The organism is Cupriavidus sp. 21MJTG02-4 (assembly GCF_057798975.1).
The window spans coordinates 365,182-389,317 of record NZ_JBYOJP010000001.1 but is presented as its reverse complement, the minus strand read 5'-3'; the positions used below and the strand labels follow the sequence as shown (position 1 = coordinate 389,317).

General features: G+C 66.9%; 28 protein-coding genes. 15 read left to right on the top strand and 13 right to left on the bottom strand.

Annotation, left to right across the window (positions count from 1 at the left end; all coding sequences use genetic code 11):
• Positions 1-33 precede the first annotated feature (33 nt).
• Positions 34-645, bottom strand: coding sequence for a response regulator transcription factor (locus AC3FKH_RS01905; RefSeq protein WP_488672454.1), 612 nt, complete (start codon positions 643-645; stop codon positions 34-36).
• Positions 642-2,009, bottom strand: a complete 1,368-nt coding sequence (locus AC3FKH_RS01900; protein WP_488672452.1) for an ATP-binding protein — start codon at positions 2,007-2,009, stop codon at positions 642-644. The genes AC3FKH_RS01905 and AC3FKH_RS01900 overlap by 4 nt, the downstream gene beginning before the upstream one ends.
• Before the next feature lie 188 nt (positions 2,010-2,197).
• Between AC3FKH_RS01900 and AC3FKH_RS01895 the strand changes: the two genes are divergently transcribed.
• Together AC3FKH_RS01895 and AC3FKH_RS01890 are read left to right on the top strand one after the other, a co-directional pair.
• Entirely contained in the window at positions 2,198-2,674 is a 477-nt protein-coding gene (locus tag AC3FKH_RS01895; RefSeq protein ID WP_488672880.1) for a copper chaperone PCu(A)C, read from the top strand.
• Between the two features lie 24 nt (positions 2,675-2,698).
• Entirely contained in the window at positions 2,699-2,881 is a 183-nt protein-coding gene (locus AC3FKH_RS01890; protein WP_488672450.1) for a hypothetical protein, read from the top strand.
• On the opposite strand, the gene AC3FKH_RS01885 is transcribed toward AC3FKH_RS01890, so the two are convergent.
• Positions 2,845-3,780: a LysR family transcriptional regulator gene (locus tag AC3FKH_RS01885; RefSeq protein WP_488672448.1), complete on the bottom strand. Its 936-nt coding sequence runs from the start codon at positions 3,778-3,780 to the stop codon at positions 2,845-2,847. The two genes, AC3FKH_RS01890 and AC3FKH_RS01885, sit on opposite strands and share 37 nt — an antisense overlap.
• A 94-nt stretch (positions 3,781-3,874) precedes the next feature.
• Here AC3FKH_RS01885 and AC3FKH_RS01880 point away from each other — a divergent pair, with 94 nt between their 5' ends.
• Positions 3,875-4,393, top strand: a complete 519-nt coding sequence (locus AC3FKH_RS01880) for a DMT family transporter (RefSeq protein WP_488672446.1) — start codon at positions 3,875-3,877, stop codon at positions 4,391-4,393.
• Here the strand turns inward: AC3FKH_RS01880 and AC3FKH_RS01875 are convergent.
• Genes AC3FKH_RS01875 through AC3FKH_RS01865 form a run of 3 tightly spaced genes read right to left on the bottom strand, consistent with a single transcriptional unit; the run spans position 4,378 to position 5,435 of the window.
• On the bottom strand, positions 4,378-4,596 hold the full coding sequence (locus AC3FKH_RS01875; RefSeq protein WP_488672444.1) for a cysteine-rich CWC family protein: 219 nt from the start codon (positions 4,594-4,596) through the stop codon (positions 4,378-4,380). The genes AC3FKH_RS01880 and AC3FKH_RS01875 overlap by 16 nt on opposite strands.
• Positions 4,593-4,823, bottom strand: a complete 231-nt coding sequence (locus AC3FKH_RS01870; protein ID WP_488672442.1) for a zf-HC2 domain-containing protein — start codon at positions 4,821-4,823, stop codon at positions 4,593-4,595. The genes AC3FKH_RS01875 and AC3FKH_RS01870 overlap by 4 nt, the downstream gene beginning before the upstream one ends.
• Before the next feature lie 18 nt (positions 4,824-4,841).
• Positions 4,842-5,435: a sigma-70 family RNA polymerase sigma factor gene (locus AC3FKH_RS01865; protein WP_488672440.1), complete on the bottom strand. Its 594-nt coding sequence runs from the start codon at positions 5,433-5,435 to the stop codon at positions 4,842-4,844.
• Positions 5,436-5,673: 238 nt separating this feature from the next.
• Here AC3FKH_RS01865 and argB point away from each other — a divergent pair, with 238 nt between their 5' ends.
• The 3 genes from argB (at position 5,674) to slmA (ending at position 8,307) form a co-directional block, all read left to right on the top strand.
• The gene (argB, locus tag AC3FKH_RS01860; protein WP_483710169.1) at positions 5,674-6,603 is read left to right on the top strand and encodes an acetylglutamate kinase; all 930 of its coding nucleotides are present in this window, start codon (positions 5,674-5,676) and stop codon (positions 6,601-6,603) included.
• 76 nt (positions 6,604-6,679) lie between these two features.
• Positions 6,680-7,645, top strand: coding sequence for a pyrimidine 5'-nucleotidase (locus AC3FKH_RS01855; protein ID WP_488672438.1), 966 nt, complete (start codon positions 6,680-6,682; stop codon positions 7,643-7,645).
• Positions 7,642-8,307, top strand: a complete 666-nt coding sequence (gene slmA / locus AC3FKH_RS01850) for a nucleoid occlusion factor SlmA (protein ID WP_488672436.1) — start codon at positions 7,642-7,644, stop codon at positions 8,305-8,307. Before AC3FKH_RS01855 ends, slmA begins: the two co-directional genes overlap by 4 nt.
• Here the strand turns inward: slmA and creD are convergent.
• The 3 genes from creD to creB all read right to left on the bottom strand — a co-directional run bounded on the left by creD (position 8,304) and on the right by creB (position 12,000).
• The gene (gene creD, locus AC3FKH_RS01845) at positions 8,304-9,722 is read right to left on the bottom strand and encodes a cell envelope integrity protein CreD (RefSeq protein ID WP_488672434.1); all 1,419 of its coding nucleotides are present in this window, start codon (positions 9,720-9,722) and stop codon (positions 8,304-8,306) included. The genes slmA and creD overlap by 4 nt on opposite strands.
• A 105-nt stretch (positions 9,723-9,827) precedes the next feature.
• Entirely contained in the window at positions 9,828-11,279 is a 1,452-nt protein-coding gene (gene creC / locus AC3FKH_RS01840; RefSeq protein ID WP_488672432.1) for a two-component system sensor histidine kinase CreC, read from the bottom strand.
• Positions 11,280-11,295: 16 nt separating this feature from the next.
• Positions 11,296-12,000, bottom strand: a complete 705-nt coding sequence (gene creB / locus AC3FKH_RS01835) for a two-component system response regulator CreB (RefSeq protein ID WP_488672430.1) — start codon at positions 11,998-12,000, stop codon at positions 11,296-11,298.
• Positions 12,001-12,319: 319 nt separating this feature from the next.
• Between creB and metX the strand changes: the two genes are divergently transcribed.
• Both metX and metW read left to right on the top strand, forming a co-directional pair.
• Positions 12,320-13,492: a homoserine O-succinyltransferase MetX gene (metX, locus tag AC3FKH_RS01830; protein WP_488672428.1), complete on the top strand. Its 1,173-nt coding sequence runs from the start codon at positions 12,320-12,322 to the stop codon at positions 13,490-13,492.
• Positions 13,489-14,100 (top strand): methionine biosynthesis protein MetW, encoded by a 612-nt coding sequence (gene metW / locus AC3FKH_RS01825; protein WP_488672426.1) that lies wholly within the window; start codon positions 13,489-13,491, stop codon positions 14,098-14,100. Before metX ends, metW begins: the two co-directional genes overlap by 4 nt.
• A gap of 10 nt (positions 14,101-14,110) precedes the next feature.
• On the opposite strand, the gene AC3FKH_RS01820 is transcribed toward metW, so the two are convergent.
• On the bottom strand, positions 14,111-15,019 hold the full coding sequence (locus AC3FKH_RS01820) for a LysR family transcriptional regulator (RefSeq protein WP_488672424.1): 909 nt from the start codon (positions 15,017-15,019) through the stop codon (positions 14,111-14,113).
• A 111-nt stretch (positions 15,020-15,130) separates the two neighbouring features.
• On the opposite strand from AC3FKH_RS01820, the gene AC3FKH_RS01815 reads away from it, so the two are divergent.
• Both AC3FKH_RS01815 and AC3FKH_RS01810 read left to right on the top strand, forming a co-directional pair.
• On the top strand, positions 15,131-16,018 hold the full coding sequence (locus AC3FKH_RS01815; protein WP_488672422.1) for a DMT family transporter: 888 nt from the start codon (positions 15,131-15,133) through the stop codon (positions 16,016-16,018).
• Between the two features lie 72 nt (positions 16,019-16,090).
• A complete protein-coding gene (locus AC3FKH_RS01810) occupies positions 16,091-16,942 on the top strand; it encodes an acyl-CoA thioesterase (RefSeq protein ID WP_488672420.1) in 852 nt (283 codons plus the stop codon).
• A gap of 21 nt (positions 16,943-16,963) precedes the next feature.
• Here the strand turns inward: AC3FKH_RS01810 and AC3FKH_RS01805 are convergent, their stop codons facing one another.
• Positions 16,964-18,223, bottom strand: coding sequence for a muropeptide transporter (locus tag AC3FKH_RS01805; protein ID WP_488672419.1), 1,260 nt, complete (start codon positions 18,221-18,223; stop codon positions 16,964-16,966).
• A 121-nt stretch (positions 18,224-18,344) separates the two neighbouring features.
• Here AC3FKH_RS01805 and AC3FKH_RS01800 point away from each other — a divergent pair, with 121 nt between their 5' ends.
• On the top strand, positions 18,345-19,304 hold the full coding sequence (locus tag AC3FKH_RS01800; protein WP_488672417.1) for a M48 family metallopeptidase: 960 nt from the start codon (positions 18,345-18,347) through the stop codon (positions 19,302-19,304).
• 64 nt (positions 19,305-19,368) lie between these two features.
• Here AC3FKH_RS01800 and argC read toward each other — a convergent pair whose 3' ends face one another.
• Positions 19,369-20,316 (bottom strand): N-acetyl-gamma-glutamyl-phosphate reductase, encoded by a 948-nt coding sequence (argC, locus tag AC3FKH_RS01795; protein WP_488672416.1) that lies wholly within the window; start codon positions 20,314-20,316, stop codon positions 19,369-19,371.
• A 173-nt stretch (positions 20,317-20,489) separates the two neighbouring features.
• Here argC and AC3FKH_RS01790 point away from each other — a divergent pair, with 173 nt between their 5' ends.
• Both AC3FKH_RS01790 and AC3FKH_RS01785 read left to right on the top strand, forming a co-directional pair.
• Positions 20,490-20,786, top strand: a complete 297-nt coding sequence (locus tag AC3FKH_RS01790) for a type II toxin-antitoxin system MqsR family toxin (protein WP_488672415.1) — start codon at positions 20,490-20,492, stop codon at positions 20,784-20,786.
• Between the two features lie 32 nt (positions 20,787-20,818).
• Entirely contained in the window at positions 20,819-21,220 is a 402-nt protein-coding gene (locus AC3FKH_RS01785; RefSeq protein WP_488672414.1) for a type II TA system antitoxin MqsA family protein, read from the top strand.
• A gap of 9 nt (positions 21,221-21,229) precedes the next feature.
• Here AC3FKH_RS01785 and AC3FKH_RS01780 read toward each other — a convergent pair whose 3' ends face one another.
• On the bottom strand, positions 21,230-22,006 hold the full coding sequence (locus tag AC3FKH_RS01780) for an exodeoxyribonuclease III (RefSeq protein WP_483710180.1): 777 nt from the start codon (positions 22,004-22,006) through the stop codon (positions 21,230-21,232).
• A 30-nt stretch (positions 22,007-22,036) separates the two neighbouring features.
• On the opposite strand from AC3FKH_RS01780, the gene pyrE reads away from it, so the two are divergent.
• Both pyrE and AC3FKH_RS01770 read left to right on the top strand, forming a co-directional pair.
• The gene (pyrE, locus tag AC3FKH_RS01775) at positions 22,037-22,738 is read left to right on the top strand and encodes an orotate phosphoribosyltransferase (RefSeq protein WP_211946943.1); all 702 of its coding nucleotides are present in this window, start codon (positions 22,037-22,039) and stop codon (positions 22,736-22,738) included.
• 187 nt (positions 22,739-22,925) lie between these two features.
• Complete coding sequence (locus AC3FKH_RS01770) at positions 22,926-24,107, top strand: patatin-like phospholipase family protein (RefSeq protein ID WP_488672878.1); 1,182 nt, start codon at positions 22,926-22,928, stop codon at positions 24,105-24,107.
• Positions 24,108-24,136 lie beyond the last annotated feature (29 nt).

Genomic DNA, 24,136 nt, shown 5'->3' with positions numbered 1-24,136 from the left:
GACCACCGCTGACTGAGCGGAATCGCCTTTGGCTTAGCGCGACACCGGGCGCTTGCCCAGCTTGCGCTGCAACGTGCGCCGATGCATGTTGAGCGCGCGCGCAGTCGCGGAGATATTGCCGCCGTGTTCGTTCAGCACGCGCTGGATATGCTCCCATTCGAGCCTCGCCACGGACAGCGGCACCGGCTCTTCCAGCGCGGCTTCCGCTGCATCTTCCGAGATGCCCGCCATCAGGGCGGTGAGGATCGAATCCACGTTCGCGGGTTTGGCCAGGTATTCATCCGCCCCCTGCTTCACCGCGGCGACCGCCGTGGCAATGCTCGCGTAGCCAGTCAGGACCAGGATGCGCGCGTCCGGCAGCGCCTGGCGCAGCGGCCCCACCAACTGCAGGCCCGATTCGGCCGCGGCCGTGCTGCCCGCCTCGGGCGGCGGCCCCAGGTGCAGGTCCAGCGTGACGTAGGCGAACGCCGTGCGCGCGGCCAGCGCAAGCGCCGTGCTGGTGTTGTGCGCGACCTGCACGGCGTAGCCGCGGCGTGTCAGCGCGCGGGCCAGCGTGCCGGAGAACACGGCATCGTCGTCGATGACCAGGAAGGGCGAGCCTGCCGGCGCGATCGACTCGGGAACCGGATGGTGGATAACGGTCATGACGGATTCACTGCAAGGGTGGAAGAGGCCGGCACGCGCAGTGCGGCGACGGTGCCGCCGCCGGGACGGTCTTGCCACGCGAGCCCGCCGCCCATTTGCCGCGCGCCGCTTTGCGCCAGGTACAGGCCGATGCCCTGGCCGCCGTGCGGGCTGGCGACGGGCGCTTCGCCCAACTGCGCGTGCAGCGCGGGCGGAATGCCGTCGCCGCGGTCGCTCACGCGAAACGCCAGGTCGCCGTGCTCGAGCGCAATGTCGAGCTGCAGCGGCACCTGCGCGCGCCCGGCCGATTGCTGGCTGCGCGCGGCGTTGTCGAGCAGGATGGTCAGGATCTGTCCCACGCGGGCGGGCTCGATCGCGAGTTCGCCAGCCTGCGGCGAGGTGCTGGCTTGCAGCGTGGCATTGGGGTGGCGCAGCTGCCAGCGCTCGGCGAAGCTGCCCAGCCACGCGTCGATGCGCTGCGGCGCCAGCGTTGCCGGATCTTCCCGCAGGCGCGCCAGGATCGTGCGGCACAGCTCAAGTTGCTGCTCCACGGTGAGCAGGTCCGGCAGGTAATCGGCCACCGGCGTGGCGCCGCGCGCGCGGTCCGAGGCGTCGCCGCGCAGTTCGCCCGCAATGACCGCCAGCGTCGCCAGCGGCGTGCCGATCTCATGTGCGACCGCCGCGGCCTGGGCATTGAGGTCTTCCACGCGCGCTTCACGCAGCAGCTGTTCGCGGGCCAGGTGCAGTTGCGCCTCGCGCTGTCGCAGCACGCCGGAAAGCCGTGCCACGAACAAGGCGATCATCACCGCGCTGGCAACGAAATTCAGCCACATGCCGGCCAGGTGGTAGTTCACCGCCTTGTCGGGATCGTGCAGGTCCAGCGGCAGGTACTCGAATAGCAGCACCGTATAGCAGGCCAGCGCGTAGCAGGCGAGCGCCACCACTTGCCGCCACGGCAGGATGGCCGCGGCGATGGCCAGGCCCGGCAGGTAGAACGAGACGAAGGGGTTGGTGGCGCCGCCGGTATAGAACAGGATCGCGGACAGTGCGGTCAGGTCGACGAGGAACTGGCCCATCAGCTCGGCTTCGCCGGGCGCCGAGCCGTGGCGGGTGTGCAGCCGCAGGCGCAGGCCGGTCAGCACGTTGAACAGCGCCTGCAGCGCGAAGACCACCAGCAGGGGGCTGGTCGGCAGCGCGACGCCGATAATCGGCTCGCACGACATCATGCCCAGTGCCTGCCCGGCCAGCAGCGCCCAGCGCAGCCAGAACAGCCGGCGCAGGCTCACCAGGCTCGGGCGGGCGGCCGGGCCGGCCGGAAGCGGGGAGGTGGTGAGGGCGGTGAGGGCGGTGAGGGCGGGCGGGGTCACGGCGGGGACGGCATGCATGCACGCGAGTGTATCAATGCCGCCTGCAGGCGCCGGCCAGTGCGACACCTTGCCGCATTGGTCGCGCGGGGGCGGCGCTGCCAGACTATCGGGTTATCCGCGCCGCCGGCACCAGCCTGCGGTGGCATGGTCTAATGTCTGCTTTCGGGGAGCCCTTTATGCAAGCCAAATTCGTGCAAGCCAAATTCGTGCAAGCCAAACTCCACGCGGCCACGCTGGCCGCTTCGTTCGCCATGCTGACCTCGGGCGCCGCGCTGGCGCAGGTCGATGTCAGCAACGCCTGGGTGCGCGGCACGGTGCCGACCCAGACGGCGTCGGGCGCCTTCATGGTGCTGCACGCGCATGAGAATGCAAAGCTGGTCGGCGTGTCGTCGCCGGTCGCGGCGGCCGAGCTGCACGAGATGAAGATGGAAGGCAACGTCATGCGCATGCGCCAGGTGCAGTCGCTGGACCTGCCGAAGATGCAGAACGTGGAACTCAAGCCCGGCGGCTACCACGTGATGCTGATGGACCTGAAAGGCCCGCTCAAGAAGGGCGACACGGTGCCTATCACGCTCAAGATCGAGCAGGGCGGCAAAATCATCGAGCAAAAGGTGAACGCCGAAGTGCGCGATATGACCGCGAGTGCCGCCAGCCCTGCTGGCCACGGCGATCACAAGCACTGAATCTGACTGGACTGCGGGGCAGCCATGGCCAACAAGCAGCTCGGCACCCGCCAGAAGATGGTGTTCCGCGGCGGCACGGGCGCGACGCCGCCGCCGCGTGACAAGGGCGCTGGCCGCAAGCCAGGTCCGCCTCGGACCGGCAACGCGGCAGGCAAGTCGCCGGTGCGGCGTCAGCCGCGCAAGCTGATCGGTTCGTCCGATTCCTGAGTGGCCGCGGCGGCCTGCACGCGCTCGCGCAGCCAGGTATGCCCCGGATCGGCGTCCGTGCGGTCGTGCCAGATCATGCTGAAGGTGAAGTTCTCCAGGGCGAACGGCGGATCGAACACCGCGTAGCGTGGGTCCGCTTCCAGCGCGGCCAGGCTGCGGCGTGCGGTGGTCAGGACCAGGTTGGTCCCCGCGATCAGCGCCGGCGCCACGCTCCAGTGCGGTACCACGCAGGCGATCTTGCGGCGCCCCCCAATTTTTGCCACGGCCGCGTCGATGGCGTCCACACGCTCGCTGTGCGTCGCGACCAGCACATGCGAACGCGCGAGGTAGGCGACCTGATCCAGCCGGCCCGCATCGCGCACGGTGGCCGCATCGACCGCGCAAGCGTAGCTTTCCTCGAACAGGGCGACCGCGTGCACGTCTTCAGGCTGATGCGAGAAGACGCCCAGCGCCATGTCGATCTCGCCATCGGCCACTTGCGCCGTCATGGCTTCGCGGCTGGCATGGGTCACCACCAGGTCGATATTCGGCGCGGCCTTGCGCACCGCGCGCAGCAGCCGCGGCAGCACCACCAGCGCGCCGTAATCGGACATGGCCAGGCGGAAGCTGCGGCGCGCCGTGGCCGGCTGGAATCCACCCGGCCCGAGCAGGATGCGGACCTGCGCCAGCGCCTCGGCCAGAGGGCCGGAGATTTCATGCGCACGGGCACTCGGCACCAGGCCGCCCTTGCCGCGTACCAGGATGGGGTCATCCAGCAATTGGCGCAGGCGCCCCAATGCGTGGCTAACCGCGGGCTGGCTCAGGTGCAGGCGCAGCGCGGCGCGCGAGATATGGCGTTCGGCCAGCAGTGCTTCCAGCACCACCAGAAGGTTCAGGTCGATTCCGCGTAAGGTATTCATTCCACGAATGTTAAACGTATGAAAGCAGAATTGGAAATTCATTCTGCGATATTTCACACTATCGGGTATCGAATATTGCCTTACGGAGTGCGCCATGTCAGGCACGACCCTGCCCGCGAACCTGTTTTTCCCCCTTGCCGCCGCCGTGCTGGCCGGTGCCGCGATGCCGATCCAGGCCGGCGCCAATGCAACGCTGGGCCGGGCGCTCGGGCATCCGCTATGGGCCACCGTGGTGTCGCTGCTGGTCAGCCTTGCCGTCATCGTGCCGCTGCTGTGGTTGCTGAAGGTACCGCTGCCAGCGCTTCCGGTTGCGGCTCGCCAGCCGGCATGGATGTGGATCGGAGGTGTGCTAGGCGTGTTCTATATCACGGCGGCGCTGCTCGTGGCGCCGCGCCTGGGCGCCGGCGGCTTTATCGCCGCGGTCGTCGCGGGCCAGGTGGCAGCGGCGTTGCTGGTCGATCAGTTCGGGCTGGCTGGCTTCGCGGTGCGCGCGCTGACGCCGGGGCGTCTCGCCGGCGCGGCGCTGATCGTCGCCGGCATGGTGGTAATGCAGTGGAGTTCGGCTCCAGAGGCACGGCCTCAAGCCGCGCCAAAACTTCAGTCCGGCGCCTGAAGTTGCGCCTGCCTCTTTTTCAGGCAAGCGGGGCACAGGCAATGCTGGTCCGGCACGATCCTGCGCGCGGGCAGCAGCGGCTGGCTGGCGCACCAGCACTCGGGCAGGCCGGCCACATAGCCGCAAACGAAGCCTGCGCCGCATTCGCTGCAGTGTTCGACCGGGCGCAGCTGCCCCGTGAGGACGGTGGACGGATCGGTCATGGCCGGCTCCGCGGCGGCTCCTCGCCATCCTGGCCCATGCGGTGCATGGCCGAGCGCATCAGCCGCATCTGCGCGTCGAAGCGCGTGCACGCCGCGCAGATCAGCAGATGGCCGCGCATGCGCACGCGCTCGGTCCAGCCGAGCGGGCGGTCCATGGCCTTCATGGTGAGGTGGTGAATTTCCTCGCAGTCCGGCAACAGGCGGTTAGAACGTGGCGAATCTCGCATGGGTTCCTTGCGGGCGGTTCAGCGCGCCTTGCCGGCGCCGGGGGGGAGTCCGAACCAGTTCAGCTCCAGGCATTCGCGCAGGCGCATGCGGGCGCGGTACAGGATCACCCAGACATTGGTCGCGCTGAGCTGCAGATCCTGACAGATTTCTTCGGTCTCCAGCTCCAGCCACTCGCGCATCATGAACACGCGCGCCGTCTTCGCCGGCAGGCGGTCGACGCAGGCCTGCAGCACCTCGAAGAACTCGCGCCGCTCCAGCGTGCGGTCGGGGTCGCCCCAGTCGGAAGGCATGTCCTGGTAGTGGCCGTTGCGGGTGAAAAGCGCGTCGAAGGCGTCCTGTTCGGAGCGGGTCTCGCCGTCGTCGTCCGTGGCCAGGGCCAGCCGGACTTCGCGCCGGCCGCTGCGCAGCAGGTCGATGATCTTGTGCTTGAGGATGCCGATCAGGTAGGTCTTCAGCGCCGACTGGCCGGTAAAGCGCTCCGGGTGCTCCAGCACGGCCAGCAGGGTGTCGGACACGGCGTCTTCGGCCAGTGCCTCGTCGCGCAACTGGAGCCGGGCAAAGCGCAACAGGTGAGGACGCAGGGACTCCAGGTCGGCGGTGTCGTGAGGCATCGGGGCGGCGGGATCGGGCGCTGTTGCGCAAAGATGACGGCCGGCGCGCCGCGTCGTGCGCCACGCGGCGCATCGGGACGGCTTGTACCGGGCCTCTGGGGCCGGCTGCCCGCGCTCTTCGCGGATTCTTGTAAAATCGGCGCCTGCCGTGGCCCTATGGTGCACTTTCGGGTGATCCCCGCGAGTTTCCCCGCCAGGTCTGCGGCCGATTTGCCATCATACCTGTTGAATCTCACGGATGTCCCAAGCCATGAACGCCGACCACCCCGGAGCTGCCGCGACTGCGGTGGCCGCAATTGCCCCCGCCCTCAAAGCCGAGATTCTCGCCGAGGCGCTGCCCTATATCCGCAAGTTTCACGGCAAGACCATCGTGGTCAAGTACGGCGGCAATGCCATGACCGAGGAAAAGCTCAAGCACGGTTTCGCGCGCGACGTGATCCTGCTGAAGCTGGTCGGCATGAACCCGGTGGTGGTGCACGGCGGCGGCCCGCAGATCGACGAGGCGCTCAAGAAGGTCGGCAAGGTCGGCACCTTCGTGCAGGGCATGCGCGTGACCGACGAAGAGACCATGGAAGTGGTCGAGTGGGTGCTCGGCGGCGAAGTCCAACAGGACATCGTGATGCTGATCAACCAGTACGGCGGCCAGGCCGTGGGCCTGACCGGCAAGGACGGCGGCCTGATCCGCGCCAAGCGCCTGCAGATGCCGGACCGCGAAAACCCGGGCGCCTTCATCGACATCGGCTACGTGGGCGATATCGAGGCGATCAACCCGGCCGTGGTCAAGGCGCTGCAGGACGACGCCTTCATCCCGGTGATCTCGCCGATCGGCTTCTCCGACGACGGCCAGGCCTACAACATCAACGCCGACGTGGTGGCCGGCAAGATGGCCGAGATCCTCAAGGCCGAGAAGCTGGTGATGATGACCAACATCCCCGGCGTGATGGACAAGAAGGGCAACCTGCTGACCGACCTGTCCGCGCGCGAGATCGAGGAACTGTTCGCCGACGGCACCATCTCGGGCGGCATGCTGCCCAAGATCTCGTCGGCGCTCGACGCCGCCAAGAGCGGCGTGCATTCGGTGCACATCATCGACGGCCGCATCGAGCATTCGCTGCTGCTGGAAATCCTGACCGAGCAGGCGTTCGGCACGATGATCCGCTCGCACTGAGCGGCATCCACTGGGCGGCGCCCATCTGGCGCGCTGCCCGCTGCCTCCTTCCCCTTTGCAATTCCAATCGTCCGGCGTGCCTTCCAGTCATTCCACTTCGCGCCGCGCGCCGGCGCGCCTGCGCCGCCGGCCGGCCGGCGACCAGTCCGGCGGCACGGTGTGGCTGTTCGACCTCGACAACACGCTGCACGACGCCTCGCACGCGATCTTCCCGGCGATCAACCGGCTGATGACTGCGTATGTCGCGCGCGTGCTCGGCTGCGACGACGCCACCGCGAGCCGCGTGCGCGTCGACTACTGGCAGCGCTACGGGGCCACGCTGCTCGGCATGATTCGCCACCACGGCGTGGACCCGGCGGATTTCCTGCGCGCCGCGCACGAGTTCCCGGAACTGGCCGACATGGTGCGCGTGCGGCGCGGGCTGGCCGCGCATCTGCGCCGGCTGCCGGGGCGCAAGATCCTCGTCACCAACGCGCCGCAGGACTATGCGCGCGCGGTGCTCGATATTGCCGGCATCAGCCATTGCTTCGAACGCGTGGTGGCCATCGAGCACATGTGGGTGCACGGACACCTGCGCCCCAAGCCTGACCGGCGCATGCTGCGCCGCCTGCTGGCGCAGACCGGCATTGCGCCGCACCGCGCCGTGCTGGTGGAAGACACGCTGTCGCACCTCAAGCGCTATGCCGGCATCGGCATCCGCACCGCGTGGGTAACGGGCTACCTGCGCACGATCGCGCCGTCGCGCCCGCACGCGGTTGCCGCGCCGGAAGCGGCGGGCAGCCGCGGCGATGCCGCGGTGCGCTCCACGCTCGAGGCCGAAGACCGCCAGCACGCCAGCCATGCCGCGCAGGAGCGTTCGGTGACGCTGGTCGCGGCCGAAGCCCAGGTGCCGCCCGCTGCCGGGGCCGCGGCGCTGTCGCCGCAGTCGCAGCCCGACGCGCCGCGCGTACGGGCGCGCGTGCCGAACCGGCCGGCCTATGTGGACATAAAAGTACAATCCATGCATCAACTACAACGAAGAATGCGGAGAACCGGGTCATGATGGAAAGCAACGGAACCCCGTCGGAGGCGGTCGTGCCGGACGGGCAGGACGACGCGCCGGCGAGCGAGAATGCGCCGCCGGCGCGCAAGCGCCCGCGCCCGGGCGAGCGACGCGTCCAGATCCTGCAGACGCTGGCCGCCATGCTGGAGCATCCGCGCGGGGAAAAGATCACCACCGCCGCGCTGGCGGGGCGCCTGAGCGTGTCGGAGGCAGCGCTGTACCGTCATTTCGCCAGCAAGGCGCAGATGTTCGAAGGGCTGATCGCTTTCATCGAGCAAACCGTATTCGGCCTGATCAACCAGATCACGGCGAATGAAGAGCACGGCCTGCGACAGATGCAGGCCATCGTACGCATGTTGCTGTCGTTCGCCGAGAAGAACCCCGGCATGACGCGCGTACTGACGGGCGAGGCGCTCGTGGGCGAGCACGAGCGCCTGCAGGAGCGCATCAACCAGATGATCGACCGCATCGAGGCGTCGCTGCGCCAGTGCCTGAAGATCGCCGTGACGCAGGGCGCGTTCCCGGCCGATGCCGACGTCGCGCTGCGCGCCGCGCTGGTCATGGCCTATGTCCAGGGCCAGTGGCACCGCTACGCCAAGAGCGGCTTCCGCAAGTCGCCTGGCGAGCGCGCGGAAGCGCAACTGCGCGTGCTGCTCGGCTAGACCGTCGCGTCTTCCGAACCCGTACCCGTACCTGCAACGATTGCGGCCGCCGCCTTTTCACGCTGCGGCTGCAAGGCTGCACCGGCCGCGTACCAGTCGACCTTGCGCGTTACCACCATGATCGCGGCGAGCAGCAGGAACAGCAGCAGCGAGCCCAGCACCAACGCGTTGTCCTCCGAGCGCAGCAGCACATAGAGCGCGCCATACAGGGTGGTCAGCAGCGTGGCGAAGCCCAGCCCGCGTTTCCAGCTGCGCAGCACGAACGACAGGTAGAAGCCGAGCAGGCCGATGCAGGCGCCGCTTGCCGCCAGGTAGGCCAGCGCAAAGGCGATATGCTCGGACAGGCTCAGCAACAGCAGGAAGAAGAGCGCCAGCGCCAGGCCCACCAGCAGGTATTGCACGGGATGGATGCGCAGCTGCTTGATCAGCTCGAACAGGAAGAAACCGGCGAAGGTCAACAGCACGAACAGGATGCCGTACTTGGTGGCGCGCTCGGTCTGCAGGTAGATGTTGACCGGCTCGATCAGCTTGACCGAGACCGTATCCAGCGCCATGCCGCGCGAACCCGACAGCTGTTCGCGTGCCTTGGTATTGAATGCCGTGACGCTCCACCTGGCGCGGAAGCCGGTGGCATCGACCGATCGCGTACGCGGCAGGAACTCCCCGTCAAAGCTCGGATGCGGCCACGGTGAATCGATGGCGATATCGTTCTGCGCAGCCAGCGGCACCACGGCGAGCGACTGCGCGCCCAGCAGCGGCAGCGTCAGCGCGAACGACACGGTACGGCCCTCGGTGCGCGGCTGGGCCGCCGCGGGCTTGAATGCGGGCAGGTCCAGCTCCGCATGCAGTCCCTGCGACAGCGTGGACAGCTTCGCGCCCTGCTGCAGCGGCAGTTTGCGGCCATCCAGTTCCAGCGTCGGCGCGCTCATCAGGCCGCGCGTATCGGTGATGCCCAGCGCCACGAAAGGCTGGCCGACTTCGAAGCGCACGTGGCCCGGCGAGCGGGTCAGGTCATCGGGCGTGGGCAGCGTAATGCTGCCCTCCCAGCGGCTCTGCATTTCATACACCAGCGTCTTGTGGATGCCGCGGTAGCGCTCGCCCGGCGTAACGCTGGCCTGCACGCGCAGTGCCTGCGGAAACACCAGCAACTGGCGGGCTTCGACGTTGTGCGTGATGGCCGGCAGCTGCTTCGGATCGGGGCGTTCGGTGACGGAGGTGACTTCCTTGTACGGCACGACGATCACGGGGCCGGTCAGCGTCTGCGGGCCGGCATAGCTCTTCCAGATGCTCTGCTCGGCTTCCTGGCCGTAGGCCTTGCGGTCCTGCACCAGGTTGCCGACAAGGCTGAGCGGGATCAGGATCAGCACGATCAGCACGCCGGTGATCAGGGATTTGTATAGCAGGATCTTGTTCATGGCACTGGCCCGGTGATGAAGGTGCCGGCCAGCTTAGCCACGGCCTGTGCGCGCACGGTGGGGCCCGCGTGAAGCCTCTGTGTGCCCTTTGTGAAGCGGGCGGAATCAGGCCGCGGCCGGCAGCGTCAACGTGGCGATCGCCCCGCCGCCGTCGCGATTGGCAATGGTGATTTCGCCATGGTGAAGGTTGGCGACTTCGCGCACGAAGCACAGCCCGAGGCCGGTGCTCTTGTCGTGGCCGCCCGGGCGCGGCAGCGAGTAGAAGCGTTCGAACAGGCGCGGCAGTGCGTAGTCGGGAATGCCGGGGCCGCGGTCGGCGACCTCGATCGTGAGCTGGCCGGTGGATGCGCCGTGGTCGCTCACGCGGAGTTGCACGGTGCTGGCCGCCGGCGCGAAATCAAGTGCGTTCTCGAGCAGGTTGGCCAGCGCCTGGCGCAGCAGGAATGGATCGCCCTGTACGGATGGCACAGGCCCGGCGGCTGGTGCCATGGCAAATGTCACGCCGCGCTGTCGCGCACGCGGCTCCAGTTCGTTCACGAGCGTGCCCAGCAACGGCAGCAGTTCCACGCGTTCGGTGGCGTCGAGCCGCTGTTGCTGCTCCACCGCGGCCAGCGCCAGCAGCTTGCGGATCATTTGCGCGAGTCGCTCGGACTGGCCGCGAATATTGGCGACGAAGCGCTGGCGGTCAGCGGCCGGCATGTCCTCCTGCAGCAACTCCGCGGCGCCGCTGATCGCCGCAAGCGGGCTCTTCATTTCGTGCGTGAGCGTGTGGATGTAGTGCTCCACATACTGCTTGCCCTCCAGCCGCAGACGCATGGTTTCCACGGCACGGCCAAGCTCCGCCAGCTCGCTGGCGCCGTGCAGCGGCATCTGTGCGCGTTCTCCGGCCGCCACGGTGCGCGCGTAGCGCTGCAACTGGCGCAGCCCGTACACCAGCCACAGCGTGCAGGCCAGCCCGATCACAAAGGCCACGCCCATCAGCAGCAGCCCGTGCAGCAGGATCTTGCGCTGGCTGCGCTCGATGAACGGCGCCATGGCCAGGTTGGGCTTGGCCACGGTCAGCACGCCCAGGGTCTTGCCATCGACGGGGTCGCGGAGCGGCGCGGCCACATGCATGACGGTGCTGTTCTCGTCGTCGGCGTTGGCGCGCGTGCTGCGCGCGCCATACTTGCCCTGCAGCGTCAGGTAAACATCGTTCCAGCGCGAATAGTCGGTGCCCACCGCGCTGCCGCTGGTGTCGAAGCGAACGATGCCGCGCGTATCGGTGATGTAGATGCGGTAGCCCACCGACTGCTTGCGCAGGCCCCACACACTCGCGTCCACCGGTGCATCCTGCACGCGCGCGAGGCGCTGTGCGAACGCGCCGTCGGCGATGCGGCCGTGCTTCATGTCGTCGGCGGCCAGCGCGGCCAGCACGTTGGCGGTATCGACCAGCGTGTCTTCCATGGCCTGGCGCACGCCGGGCTTCACCTCCTGCACGAACACGCGCAGTGTGAGGAAGGCCGCCAGGCCCACGATCACGAAGAAGCCGAAGAAGATGCGAAGCCCGATATGCATGCAGGACCGTCGGCCGTTACGGCTCGATGGAATATCCCATGCCGCGATGCGTGCGGATCGGGTCGCTGTCGGCATCGAGCGTACGCAGCTTGGCGCGCACGGTCTTGATGTGGGTATCGACGGTGCGGTCGATGGTGTCCGGCGCGTCGTGCCAGACCGCGTCCATAAGCTGGGCGCGCGAGTAGATGCGGCCCGGGTGGCGCAGCATCAGCGCCAGCAGACGGTACTCGTAGCGCGTCAGTTCGAGCCAGTGGCCTTGGTAGGCAACGCGCGCGCCGTCGGCATCGACGGTGAAGGGACTCTGGCGAGAAGGCGTGGGCGCGGCGTGGCCAGGGCCTTCGCCAGCGGACTGGCGGTTCGCTCGACGCAAGATCACGCGCACGCGCGCGGCCAACTCGCGCGGCGAGAATGGCTTCACGACATAGTCGTCCGCGCCGATCTCCAGGCCGACCACGCGATCGATCTCATCATGCCGCGCCGTCAGGAAGATGATCGGTACGTCCGTGAACGTGCGCAGCGTGCGGCAAACTTCGAAGCCGCTCACGTCGGGCAGCCCCACGTCCAGGATCACCAGGTCATACACCTGCGCGCGCAGGCGCTCCAGGCCGGCGCCGCCCAGCGCGCAGTGCTCCACGGCCATGCCGTCGGTGGACAGCGCATAGACGATGGTGTCGGCAATGGTGGATTCATCTTCGATGACCAGGATGTTCGGCTTGTGCATGGCGATTCGTCGGTGCCGGACCATGCCGCATGCGGCAGGTTCGCGCCCGATGCGGCGCGTCCGGCGGATTGCACTATAATAAGCCGTCGCGCCGATTTGATGACTGGCTTGCGGGCGCGCGGCAGCCGGATGGCCCTGGAAAACCTGGGATCTCTGCCTGCGAATATAAATGCGGCTAAAGAAGTTGGGTCGGCGCCCCCAAGGCAGGTTCGGGAATCACGCCGGCACGCGGAACTCCGCGAATGCCCGACTTGGCTGCGACGCTTTATACGCACTGCCGGTCGGGTTTTTTTATGCCTGCTTGACGCGGGCCGATTCCATGACAGATGTCGCCTTGCCGCCTGCCGCGCTCACGCTGCCGAATGATTCCGTCGGCGTGGTCACGCCGCAGCGCATGCATTTCCAGGAGCCGCTGAAGCTGCGCAACGGCTCGTCCATCGCCGCCTACGACCTGATGGTCGAGACCTACGGCACGCTCAACGCAGACCGCTCCAATGCCGTGCTGGTCTGCCACGCGCTCAACGCGTCGCATCACGTGGCCGGCGTCTACGCTGATGATCCGCGCGATGTGGGCTGGTGGGACAACATGGTGGGCCCGGGCAAGCCGCTGGACACCAACCGCTTCTTCGTCATCGGCGTGAACAACCTGGGCTCCTGCTTCGGTTCCACGGGGCCGATGAGCACCAACCCGGCCACGGGCGAGCCCTATGGCGCGATGTTTCCGGTGGTGACGGTGGAGGACTGGGTCAACGCGCAGGCGCGCGTGGCCGATGTGTTCGGCATCGCGCAGTTCGCCGCGGTCATGGGGGGCAGCCTGGGCGGCATGCAGGCGGTGGCCTGGAGCCTGATGTATCCGCAGCGCCTGCGCCACTGCATCGTGGTCGCGTCCACGCCCAAGCTGTCCGCGCAGAACATCGCGTTCAACGAGGTGGCGCGCAGCTCCATCCTGTCGGACCCCGATTTCCACGGCGGCAACTACTACGCGCATGGCGTGAAGCCCAAGCGCGGCCTGCGCGTGGCGCGCATGATCGGCCACATCACCTACCTGTCGGACGAGGACATGGCCGAGAAATTTGGCCGCGAGCTGAAGTCCGAGGACATCCGCTTCTCGTTCGACGTCGAGTTCCAGGTCGAGAGCTACCTGCGCTACCAGGGCGACAAGTTTGCCGAGTACTTCGACGCCAACACCTACCTGCTGATCACGCGAGCGCTGGATTATTTCGATCCGGCGCTCGCCTACGGCGGCGACCTGACGCGCGCGATGGCACAGACGCAGGCGAGCTTTCTCGTGGCGAGCTTCAGCACCGACTGGCGTTTCGCGCCGAACCGCAGCCGCGAACTGGTCAAGGCGCTGCTCGACAACAAGCGCCCGGTCTCGTACGCCGAGATCGACGCACCGCACGGCCATGACGCGTTCCTGCTCGACGATCCGCGCTACCACAACCTGATGCGCGCCTACTACGAGCGCATCGCAGAGGAGATCGGCGCATGAACGCCCTCGCCAATCCCAATATCCTCGCGTTGCGCCCGGACTTCCGCGCGATCGCCCGCTGGGTCGAACCCAAATCCACCGTGCTCGACCTCGGCTGCGGCGACGGCAGCCTGCTGCGCGTCCTGCAGGACGAACTGGAGGTGCAGGCCTACGGCATCGAGATCCGCGACGAAGGCGTGCTGGCTTGCGCGCAGAAGGGCGTCCATGTCATCCAGCAAAACCTGGAAGGCGGCCTGGCGCTGTTCGAGGACAAGAGCTTCGACACGGTGATCCTGTCGCAGACGCTGCAGACCATCCACAACACCGCGCAGGTGCTGCGCGACACGCTGCGCGTCGGGCGCGAGTGCATTGTCTCGTTCCCGAACTTCGGCTACTGGCCGCACCGCCTGTCGGTGTTCCGCGGGCGCATGCCGGTGTCGGAATCGCTGCCGTACCAGTGGTACAACACGCCGAACGTGCGCGTGCTGACCATCAGCGATTTCGAGGCGCTGGCGCCCAAGGTCGGCCTGCGCGTGCTCGACCGCGTGGTCATGCACGAAGGCATCACCGTGAACTGGGCCGAGAACTGGCGCGGCAGTCTCGCCGTGTACCGGGTCTGCTCGGTCTGACCGGACGGCGTCAGTGGCCTGACGCCGTCTCGACCAGGTGGTCGACCAAGGCCCGCACCTTGGGCGGGACGTGCCGCGTGGGGGTGTACACCGCATAAGCGGTGCCGACATAGGGCTCCAGGATGTCCCAGTCATCGAGCACCGTGACTAGCCGCCCGGCCGCCAGGCCATCCGCGGCGGAGAAGTCGGGCACCAGGCCGATGCCCGCGTCGCGTTCGACCATGGCCACGATCGCCACGCTGTTGTTGAGGGTGAAGCGGGGCGGGATGCGCACGGTGACGTCATCGCCCAAGTCCTTGTGCCGCAGCGACCAGCGCTCGCCGAATGCGCCATAGCCCAGATACAGGCAGCGCGCGTGCGGCAGGTCTTCCGGACGTGCGGGAGCCCCGTGCTGGCGCAACCACGCTGGTGATGCCACCAGGCGGTAGCGCACCTCGCGCAACGGCCGCGCCACCAGGCCGGGGGGCAGCTCGCGCGCAATGCGGATCGCCACGTCCAGGCCTTCTTCCACGAGATCGACCATGCGGTCGGCCAGCGTCAGCTGCAGCTCCAGCGCCGGATATCGCGCCAGCAGCGCCGGCAGGCGCGGTGCCAGCCAGGTTTGCCCGAACACGATCGGGGCGCTGATGCGCAACACGCCGTGCGGTTCACCGGCATGGTCGCTGCCGAGCGCGGAAACCTCGCGCGCGGCTGCCGTCATGCGCGCGCAGGCCGCATAGACGGCGTGGCCGAGTTCGGTCAATGCAAAGGCCCGCGTGGTGCGCTGCAGCAGGCTGGCGCCGAGCGTGGCCTCCAGCCGGGAGATATGGCGGCTGACGGCCGACGGGGTCATGCCCAGGTCCTGCGCGGCGGCGGAAAAACTCCCGCATTCCACCACGCGCGCAAACACCGCCATCGCATTCAATGAGGCAGCTTGCATGGAGGGCTCCGTTTCTTGTGACCTGAAGTCAAATACTAATTGAGTTACAGCTGGATTGTTGACTGCATGGCATGGTGGAACAATGCCGTCACGGATTCACCGGAGCATTTCATGACTTCTCGACAAACGAGCGCCGGCGGCACCTGGCGCATGGTCGCCGCCATGGCGCTGTCCGGCACAATCGGCTGGTTTGTGGTCACCAGCGGCCAGCCCACGCTCGACGTGGTGTTCTTCCGCTGCGTGTTCGGTGGCGCGTCGCTGCTTGGCGTGCTGACGTTGCAGCGCGGCTGGGTGCGGCTCGACCGCGCGCGCCTGGGCTGGCTGGTGCTCGGCGGCGTGACGCTGATCCTCAACTGGCTGTGCCTGTTCTCGGCCTATGCCTACAGCGGGATTTCGATTGCCACCGTGGTTTATCACACCCAGCCTTTCTTCCTGCTGATCCTGACGGCCCTGTTCCAGCGCGAGTCGTTCCCGTTCGCCCGGCTGCCGTGGCTGCTGCTGGCCTTCGCGGGCGTGATGCTGATTACGGGCCTGGAACACGGCGCGCAGGGCATGTCCATGCTGTCCGGGATTGGGCTGGCCATGCTGGCGGCGCTGCTGTACGCCATCACGACCCTGGCCACGCGACGCCTGCAGGGCATTCCACCCGGGCAGATCGCCGGGCTGCAGATGGTGATTGGTGTGGTCATGCTGGCACCGCTGGCGCACCCGGCCGTGGCCAGCTTCGACGGGCGTGCCTGGGGCGCGCTGCTGGCGCTTGGGCTGGTCCATACCGGCTTCATGTACACGCTGCTCTATGGCGCGTTCCAGCGGTTGAACGTGGTGTCGATCGCGACGCTGTCGTTCGTCTACCCGCTGGTTGCCATCGTCATTGACGTGGCGGTGTTTCATGTCGTGCTGGGGCCTTTGCAGCTTGCTGGCATGGGGCTGGTCCTGCTCGGTGTGATCGCTAACCAGCTTGGCTGGACCGTGCCGCTGCGAACACGCGCGAGAGGCTGACGGCAATTGGCGTTGACGCGAACCCTGACTACGGCTAATGTAGGCAGGTATCGAACGACCGTGCTATTTGCCATGACCTTCGCGCCCCAAACCGTTGCCGCCGCTGCCGCCGGCACGCTGCTTCATCCCTTTGACGACGCGCTCGTGCTGGAGCCAGCCGGCGAGCATCGCTTCCGGGGCCGCACTACGCCGGCCTACTGGAACATGATCGGGCCGTTCGGCGGCATCACCGCAGCGACGTTGCTGCAGGCGGCGCTGCTGCACCCGCAGCGCCTGGGCGATCCGCTCTCGCTGACGGTCAACTTCGCGGGGCCGATCGCCGAAGGGCCGTTCGAGATCGAGGCACGCCCCACGCGCACCAACCGCTCGACCCAGCACTGGCAGATCGAACTGCGCCAGGGCGATGCGGTGGCCACCACGGCCACCGCTGTGTTTTCACTGCGACGCGAGACATGGTCGTGCGGGGAGGCGGTGCGGCCCGAGGCCCCAGCGGCGGAAGACGTGCCGGCCATGGCCGGATTTGCACCGGTGCGCTGGCTCAAGTCCTATGACATGCGCCCGTTCCGCGGCGCCAAGCCGACCACGGAGCCGGGCACGGAACACCCGGACAGCCTGACGCAATTCTGGCTGCGCGACGAGCCGGCCCGCACGCCGGACTTCGCGGCCATGGCCGCATGGTGCGACAGCTTCTACCCGCGCATCTTCCTCAAGCGCGCGGGCTTCGTACCGGCGGGCACGGTGTCGCTGACCACGTATTTCCACGCCGATGCGGCCACGCTGGCCGCGCTCGGCGACAGCCACGTGCTATGCAGCGCGCGGGCCCAGGTGTTCCGCCAGGGCTTCTTCGACCAGAGCGCGCAGGTCTGGAGCGCGGGTGGCGAATTGCTCGCCACGTCTCATCAGATCGTGTACTACAAGGAATAAGCGAGGTCCGGGGACTGCGGCTCAGGCGATTGCCTCGCGCGCCTGGGCCTCGTAGCGATGGACGGTGCGGCGCATGGCCCAGAGCAGCAGCACGCCGGGCAGCGCCACCAGCACCGTGCCGAGGTAGAAGGGCGCCCAGCCCCACGCCTCCACCATGTAGCCGGATGTCGGCCCGACATAGACTCGGCCGACCGAGGCCAGCGCCGACAACAGCGCGTACTGGGTGGCCGAGAATGAGCGATTGCACAGCGTCATCAGCAGCGCCACGAACGCCGCCGTGCCCATGCCGCCGCACAGGTTCTCGATCGCGATGGTGGCGCCCATCGACCACAGGTGCGGCGGCGTCACCGACAGGATCCAGTAGCCCAGGTTGGACACCGCCTGCAGCAGGCCGAACAACATCAGCGACCGGTACAGCCCCAGGCGCACCATCAGCGTGCCGCCGAACAGCGCGCCGACGATGGTCGCGGCCAGCCCAAGCGTCTTGTTGACGATGCCGACCTCGCCGGCGGAGAAGCCGACGCCGCGGATCAGGAACGTCGTGGACAGGCTGCCGGCAAACGCGTCGCCAAGCTTGTACAGCACGATCAGCAGCAGCAGCCACCACGCGCCGGGACGTGAGAAGAAATCTCGCAGCGGACCCACGATGGCCTCTTCGAGCGAGCGCGGCGCGCGTGCCGGCACGTCGGGCTCGGGCGCCCACAGCAGCGTGACGATGCCAATGCCCATCAGCGCGGCCATGAGCAGGTACATCTGCGACCAGCCCAGGACGCGGTCCGCGAGCCACAGCGCGAGTCCGCCTGAGACCAGCATCGCCAGCCGGTAGCCCAGCACCTTGACGGCCGCGCCCACGCCGCGCTCGGCCGGGCGCAGCACGTCGGTGCTGTAGGCGTCGAACACGATGTCCTGCGACGCCGACAGGAAGGCCACCAGCGTGGCCAGCGCCGCCAGCGTCCAGAGCGCTTCGCGCGGCGGGCAGAACGCCATGGCCGCAATGCCCGCCACCAGCCCGAGCTGCGTGACCAGCAGCCAGCCCTTGCGCCGGCCCAGGAGCGGCGGCGTGTAGCGGTCCATCAGCGGCGCCCACAGGAACTTGAAGATATAGGCCTGGCCCACCAGCGAGAAGAAGCCGATGGTCTTGATGTCGAGTCCTTCCACCGTCATCCAGGCCTGCAGCGTGCCGGACGTCAGCGCCAGCGGCAGCCCGGAAGCGAAGCCAAGCGCCAGCATGGCGCCGATGCGGCGGTTGCGGAAGATGTCGAGATAGTCCTGGAAAGTCATGGATGGCGTGGGCGGATGGCGCCGCGCGGCTGCGGGGGCGCCGTGTATTATTGCATCACCCGTTTGCCCGCTTTGTGTCCGACTGCCACCGGCCTTCCCTATCGCCCCCAAGGAACCGAACATGTCCCGCCACCTGCCTGGTGTTTCGCGTCCTGTGCTGTCCCGCATGGCCTGCGTGCTGGCCGTGGGCGCGGCGATCACGGTGGCGCCGCTGGCGCTGGCCCAGCAGGACGACGCCCAGGGAGACGGCATCCGCTTGCAGCGCGGCGGCTCTGCAGTACGAAACATCGTGCCGGTCGAGGTCATCGAGCAACAGGCCGCGCAGGAGTACGAGCAGATCAAGCAGGAGGCGATCGCCAAGCGTGCGCTGGCCGGCGACAGCAATCCGCAGCTGCAGCGCCTGCGCGCCATCGGCAAGCGGCTGCTGCCGGAAACCGTGCGCTGGAACGAGCGCGCGCGCCAGTGGCAGTGGGAAATCAACCTGATCGGCTCGAAGCAGGTCAATGCCTTCTGCATGCCGGGCGGCAAGATCGCGTTCTACACTGGCCTGCTCGACCAGCTCAAGCTGACCGACGACGAGATCGCCATGGCCATGGGCCACGAGATCGCGCACGCGTTGCAGGAACATGCGCGCGAGCGCGCCGCCAAGTCGGAGATCACAAACCTTGGCGCCAATGTCGTTTCGCAGCTGTTCGGTTTCGGCAATCTCGGCAATATGGCGCTGGGGACCGGCGCGCACCTGCTGACGCTGCGCTTCTCGCGCGCGGACGAAAGCGAGGCTGACCTGATCGGCATGGACATCGCCGCGCGCGCCGCCTATGACCCGCGCGCGGCCGTGACGCTCTGGCAGAAGATGGCCAAGGTCACGCAGTCGGGCTCCGAGTTCCTGTCCACGCATCCGTCCGGGCGCAGCCGTATTGCCGACCTTGAGAAGCACATGCCGGAGGTGCTGCCGCTGTATGCGCGCGCCATCCACACCACAGTGGATCGCCTGCCGCCGTATCGCGCCAATATGGCCAATCTTGGGGATGCGCCGGTCGATTCCGGCGATGACGATCGCCAGCGGCCGCTGAAACGCTGATCGCCCCCGCGGGAAACAAAAAAGCCGGCAATGCCGGCTTTTTTTGCTTGAGCGGCGAGAGCGGTCAGGCTTGCAGGCCGGTCGCCTCGTCGGCGCCCACATGCACGTTCATGCATTGCACCGCTGCGCCGGCCGCGCCCTTGCCCAGGTTGTCCAGGCGCGCGACCAGGTTCAGGCGCTCGGGCGTGCCGAACACGAACAGGTCGACCCGGTTGGTGTCGTTGTTGGCCTGCACGTCGAAGAAACCGTCGTCGAGGTTGTCGTCGCTGTTGTAAGGCATCACGCGCACGAACTGCTCGCCTTCATAGTGCTTGCGGTAGACATCGACGATCTGCTCGGGGCTCACCTTGCGCGCCAGGCGATCCGCGAACACCGGCACCGTCACCGCCAGGCCCTTCAGGAAGTTGCCGACGATCGGGTTGAAGATCGGTTCCGACGCCAGGCCGCCCTGCACGCGCATCTCGGGCAGGTGCTTGTGCTGCAGGCCCAGCGCGTACTTGCGCGGGCTGTGCAGCTTCGGGTTACCGCCGGCTTCGAAGTCGGCAATCATCTTCTTGCCGCCGCCGCTGTAGCCGGTCAGCGAGAACGCCGACACCGGGTAGTCGCGCGGCAGCACGCCGGCATCCACCAGCGGGCGCACCGCCAGCACGAAGGCGCTGGCGTGGCAGCCCGGCACCGCGATGCGCTTGCTGGCGCGGATCTTCTCGCGCTGGCCACGCACCAGTTCCGGAAGGCCGTAGGCCCAGTTGTTGTCGGTACGGAACGCCGTGCTGGCGTCGATCACGCAGGTATTCGGGTTCGTCACCAGCGACACGGCCTCGCGCGAGGCCACGTCCGGCAGGCACAGGAAAGCGACATCCGCGGCGTTCAGGAAGCGTGCTCGCTCAGCCGGGTCCTTGCGCTTGTCTTCTGCAATGCGCAGCAACTCGACATCGGAACGACCGGAGAGATAGTCAAGCAACCGGAGACCGGTAGTGCCTTCCTGACCATCGACGAACACTTTGAAAACCATGGCGGACTCGCTCTTTGAAATGCGGGGGAATGCGAAACATCTCCTGCCGGGCGCAGGGGCGAACCTGCATTGTAACGGGCTTGGGGGTCAGTCGCAGGGGTTTGTACCGATTGGATTATTGCGGTCTGGCGTGGTTCGGGGCTTGCGTGATTTAACCTAGTAGGTTAATTTGCATGGAGAAGGGCACGGCGCATTACAAGCTGCGGCATGTGAAGGACATGCTGGCGGCAGGTCAGATGAAAATGACCTACGTCGCGTACGCCGGAGCGGCGCGAATGAAACTGGATTGGCACGGGGTGCGTGACATCCTGCTGGGCCTTGAGCCGGCGGATTTCTATAAAAGTATGACTGCTTACGAGGATCATCGGGTGTGGCAGGACGTCTACCGACCTGTCACGCGATATGGTGGCCTCTACGTAAAGCTGACAATGACGGATCAGGTGCTGGTGGTGTCGTTCAAGCCCCGATAAGCCAACGATCCGGGCTGACCAAGGAGTTGCGGATGAGGTGTCCTGCTTGTGGTGGTGCGGAGCTGGTGAAAGGTGTGCGTGACATGCCTTATACGTATCGCGGAGAAACCACCGTAATCTGCGATGTGCAGGGGGAGTGGTGTCACAAATGCGGCGACGGTGTACTGGACATCAACGACGGTGAAAGAGTCAGCAAGTCGATGCTGGCCTTCAATAAACAGGTCAATGCGTCACTCGTGGACCCGACATATATCACCGCCGTCCGCAAGAAACTTTGCCTTGACCAGCGGGAAGCCGCAGACATTTTCGGGGGCGGCGTCAACGCGTTCTCCCGCTACGAAACGGGCAAGACTAAACCACCGCTGGCCCTGATCCAGCTTCTCAAGTTACTGGACCGCCACCCGGAGCTCCTTGCAGAAGTCCGGGCGGCCTGAGGCGCACTGTCAGAGCGGGTAGTCGTAATCGATCGACAGCGGCGCGTGGTCGCTGAACTTCTCATCCTTGTAGATCGAGCACACGTGCGCCGTGGTGGCGATCTTCGGCGTGGCCAGGTGGTAATCGATACGCCACCCGACGTTTTTGGCGTAGGCCTGGCCGCGGTTGCTCCACCAGGTGTACTGCTCGGGCCGCGAATCGAGTTGGCGGAACACGTCCACATAGCCGTGGGTATCGAACAGGGCGCCGATCCACGCGCGCTCTTCCGGCAGGAAGCCCGAGTTCTTCAGGTTGCCCTTCCAGTTCTTGATATCGATTTCCTTGTGCGCGATGTTCACATCGCCGCACAGCACGATTTCGCGCCCGCTGGCCTTCAGTTGCAACAAGTGCGGAAGGAAGGCCTCCATGAAGCGGAACTTTGCCTGCTGGCGCTCCTCCGAACTCGAGCCCGAGGGCACATAGACGGAGATCACGGCAAGGTGTGGATACTGCACTTCCACGTAACGGCCTTCGCCGTCGAATTCCGGGTTGCCAAAGCCGGTGATCACGCGCTCGGGCTTGTGCCGTGTGTAGAGACCGACACCGCTGTAGCCCTTCTTCTCGGCGTAGTGGAAATAGCCGTGGTAACCATGTGGCGCAAGGAACGCCTCGGTCATGTCGGCGGCCTGCGCCTTGAGTTCCTGTACACAGACCATGTCCGCGTCCTGCTTGCCCATCCACTCGAAAAAGCCCTTCTTGGACGCGGAGCGGATGCCGTTGAGGTTGGCGCTGATAATCCGTAACATGCGGGAAATTTTTGAATTCAGAGAGAAAAGATGACGCAGCAGACGACGCCTTCCACCGCGCAGCAGGCCGGCCAGCCGGACCTCAGCCAGACCTTCATCCGCTTCGCGCTGGACGCCGGCGTGCTGTCCTTTGGCGAGTTCGTCACCAAGGCGGGCCGGAAGTCGCCGTACTTCTTCAATGCCGGCTTGTTCAACCAGGGCGCCATGCTGGGCCAGGTGGCGCAATTCTATGCGAAAACCCTGCTGGCCTCGGGCGTGCAGTTCGACGTGCTGTTCGGGCCGGCCTACAAGGGCATCACGCTGGCCTCGGCCACCGCGGTGGCGCTGGCCGGCATGGGCCGCGATGTCGGCTTTGCCTACAACCGCAAGGAAGCCAAGGACCATGGCGAAGGCGGCACGCTGGTCGGCGCGAAGCTCCAGGGCAAAGTCGTCATCATCGACGATGTGATCTCCGCGGGCACCTCGGTGCGTGAATCGATGCAGCTGATCCGCGCCGCGGGTGCCGAACCCGCCGCCGTGCTGATCGCGCTGGACCGCATGGAGAAGAGCGGCACCGCCGAACAGATCGGCACGCATTCGGCCGTGCAGGACGTGCAGCGCGAATACGGCGTGCCCGTGATCGCGATTGCCAGCCTGAAGGACCTGCTGGCCTACCTGGATGCCTCCAACAATCCGTCGCTGTCTGCTTCGCGCGAGGCGGTGGCTGCCTACCGGCAGCGCTACGGCGTCTGACCGGAATCCCGGCGCATTGCCACCCGGGAATGGTCCCGGGCGGGCGGCGCCGTAGCAGGACTCTTCACTTGGCAAGGAGCATGGCGTGGCGGGCAAAGAGCGGCAGGAAACGCAGGAAGCTGGAGCACGAGCAAGGCCCGCGCGCAAGCGCAAGGCGCAGGTAGATCCGTGCGGGCCCGCGGAGGACTTGCCCAAGGGCCCCGAACCGGGACGCCCACCCCATGAGGCCTACGCCGTGCGCGCGCTGGTGCTGCAAGGCGGCGGCGCGCTGGGCGCCTACCAGGCTGGCGTCTACCAGGGCCTGACTGAAGGCGGCATCTACCCGAACTGGGTCGCTGGCATCTCCATCGGCGCGCTGAATGCGGCGATCATCGCCGGCAATCCGCCCGAGCGGCGCGTGGAGCAGTTGCGCGCGTTCTGGGAATACATCTGCGCGCAGCCGTGGCTTCCCAGCCTTGCGCATTCGAACATGTTCGAGAATGCGGAGTCCTGGCCCGAACCGCTGCGCGTCTGGTTCGACGGCCTGCACGCCGCGCGCGCGATGTTCGAAGGCCAGCGCGGCTTCTTCATGCCGCGCAACTGGCTGGAACTGGTCACGCGCTATACCGACCCGACGCGCGCCAGCTACTACGACACCACGCCGCTCAAGGCCACGCTCGAGCGCTTTGCCGACTTCGACCTGATCAACCGGCCCAAGGAGATGCGGGTATCGGTGGGCGCGGTCAATGTCCGGACCGGCAACTTCGCCTATTTCGACAATACGCGCGACACGCTGCTTCCCGAGCACTTCATGGCTTCCGGCGCGCTGCCGCCGGGGTTCCCCGCGGTGGAGATCGAGGGCGAGTACTACTGGGACGGCGGGCTGGTTTCCAACACGCCGCTGGCCGAAGTGCTCACCGCCCAGCCGCGCCGCGATGCGCTGATCTTCCAGGTCGATCTGTGGAGCGCGCGCGGCAAGCTGCCGCACGACCTCAGCGAAGTGGCCGAGCGGCAGAAGGACATCCAGTATTCCAGCCGTACGCGCACGATCACCGACTACATGCGCGAGCAGCAGAATTTCCGGCGCATGCTCAGCGAAGTGATGGCCCTGGTGCCGCCGTCCAGGCGCGACAGTGACTGGTATCGCCGCGCGGCCGAGCATGCGTGCGATGCGCGCCGCAACGTGATCCAGCTGATCTATCGCGACAAGTCGTTCGAGAACAGCGCCAAGGACTACCAGTTCGGCTTGCTCGCGATGCAGGAGCACTGGTCCAGCGGGCTCGACGATATCCGCGACACGCTGCGCCATCCGAAATGGCTCGCGATGCCCAGCCGGGAGCACCCGTTCGTGACTCACGACGTGCATCGCGGCAACGGCGACCACGAGTGACGCGGCAGCGGTGCCGCTGCCGCGCTCGC

Coding starts and splice junctions, on each gene's coding strand:
- AC3FKH_RS01905 (WP_488672454.1), bottom strand. CDS start 645: ATGACCGTTATCCACCATCCGGTTCCCGAGTCGATCGCGCCGGCAGGC.
- AC3FKH_RS01900 (WP_488672452.1), bottom strand. CDS start 2,009: ATGCATGCCGTCCCCGCCGTGACCCCGCCCGCCCTCACCGCCCTCACC.
- AC3FKH_RS01890 (WP_488672450.1), top strand. CDS start 2,699: ATGGCCAACAAGCAGCTCGGCACCCGCCAGAAGATGGTGTTCCGCGGC.
- AC3FKH_RS01885 (WP_488672448.1), bottom strand. CDS start 3,780: ATGAATACCTTACGCGGAATCGACCTGAACCTTCTGGTGGTGCTGGAA.
- AC3FKH_RS01880 (WP_488672446.1), top strand. CDS start 3,875: ATGTCAGGCACGACCCTGCCCGCGAACCTGTTTTTCCCCCTTGCCGCC.
- AC3FKH_RS01875 (WP_488672444.1), bottom strand. CDS start 4,596: ATGACCGATCCGTCCACCGTCCTCACGGGGCAGCTGCGCCCGGTCGAA.
- AC3FKH_RS01870 (WP_488672442.1), bottom strand. CDS start 4,823: ATGCGAGATTCGCCACGTTCTAACCGCCTGTTGCCGGACTGCGAGGAA.
- AC3FKH_RS01865 (WP_488672440.1), bottom strand. CDS start 5,435: ATGCCTCACGACACCGCCGACCTGGAGTCCCTGCGTCCTCACCTGTTG.
- argB (WP_483710169.1), top strand. CDS start 5,674: ATGTCCCAAGCCATGAACGCCGACCACCCCGGAGCTGCCGCGACTGCG.
- slmA (WP_488672436.1), top strand. CDS start 7,642: ATGATGGAAAGCAACGGAACCCCGTCGGAGGCGGTCGTGCCGGACGGG.
- creD (WP_488672434.1), bottom strand. CDS start 9,722: ATGAACAAGATCCTGCTATACAAATCCCTGATCACCGGCGTGCTGATC.
- creC (WP_488672432.1), bottom strand. CDS start 11,279: ATGCATATCGGGCTTCGCATCTTCTTCGGCTTCTTCGTGATCGTGGGC.
- creB (WP_488672430.1), bottom strand. CDS start 12,000: ATGCACAAGCCGAACATCCTGGTCATCGAAGATGAATCCACCATTGCC.
- metX (WP_488672428.1), top strand. CDS start 12,320: ATGACAGATGTCGCCTTGCCGCCTGCCGCGCTCACGCTGCCGAATGAT.
- metW (WP_488672426.1), top strand. CDS start 13,489: ATGAACGCCCTCGCCAATCCCAATATCCTCGCGTTGCGCCCGGACTTC.
- AC3FKH_RS01820 (WP_488672424.1), bottom strand. CDS start 15,019: ATGCAAGCTGCCTCATTGAATGCGATGGCGGTGTTTGCGCGCGTGGTG.
- AC3FKH_RS01815 (WP_488672422.1), top strand. CDS start 15,131: ATGACTTCTCGACAAACGAGCGCCGGCGGCACCTGGCGCATGGTCGCC.
- AC3FKH_RS01810 (WP_488672420.1), top strand. CDS start 16,091: ATGACCTTCGCGCCCCAAACCGTTGCCGCCGCTGCCGCCGGCACGCTG.
- AC3FKH_RS01805 (WP_488672419.1), bottom strand. CDS start 18,223: ATGACTTTCCAGGACTATCTCGACATCTTCCGCAACCGCCGCATCGGC.
- AC3FKH_RS01800 (WP_488672417.1), top strand. CDS start 18,345: ATGTCCCGCCACCTGCCTGGTGTTTCGCGTCCTGTGCTGTCCCGCATG.
- argC (WP_488672416.1), bottom strand. CDS start 20,316: ATGGTTTTCAAAGTGTTCGTCGATGGTCAGGAAGGCACTACCGGTCTC.
- AC3FKH_RS01790 (WP_488672415.1), top strand. CDS start 20,490: ATGGAGAAGGGCACGGCGCATTACAAGCTGCGGCATGTGAAGGACATG.
- AC3FKH_RS01785 (WP_488672414.1), top strand. CDS start 20,819: ATGAGGTGTCCTGCTTGTGGTGGTGCGGAGCTGGTGAAAGGTGTGCGT.
- AC3FKH_RS01780 (WP_483710180.1), bottom strand. CDS start 22,006: ATGTTACGGATTATCAGCGCCAACCTCAACGGCATCCGCTCCGCGTCC.
- pyrE (WP_211946943.1), top strand. CDS start 22,037: ATGACGCAGCAGACGACGCCTTCCACCGCGCAGCAGGCCGGCCAGCCG.